Consider the following 272-nt stretch of genomic DNA (forward strand, 5'->3'; position numbering starts at 1 on the left):
AGCCTGCTCGCCGCCGAGCTGGCCGCCCCGGCCCAGCGCGGCCGGGCGATCGGCCTGATCTTCATGGGCATCAGCGGTTCGCTGGTGTTCGGCGTGCCACTGGGCGTACAGATCAGCGACTGGTTCGGCTGGCGCTGGATCTTCGCCGGCATCGCGTTCTATTCGCTGCCCTTGTGCCTGCTGCTCTGGCGCTTCCTGCCGCAACGCCAGGCCGGCGACCTGCCCGGCCGCGAAGGCTACCTGCGGCAGTTGCGCCAGCCCGCGCTGTGGCT

At 71.0% G+C, this 272-nt stretch carries 1 protein-coding gene; it reads left to right on the plus strand.

Translation table 11 applies throughout. The features are described from left to right. On the plus strand, positions 1-272 hold a 272-nt coding region (locus tag ACLJNW_RS25170; protein WP_410961352.1), incomplete at both ends, for an MFS transporter.

Origin of the sequence: Salmonella sp. SAL4457 (assembly GCF_046548235.1) — a bacterium.
Lineage (GTDB): Bacteria > Pseudomonadota > Gammaproteobacteria > Enterobacterales > Enterobacteriaceae > Salmonella > Salmonella enterica.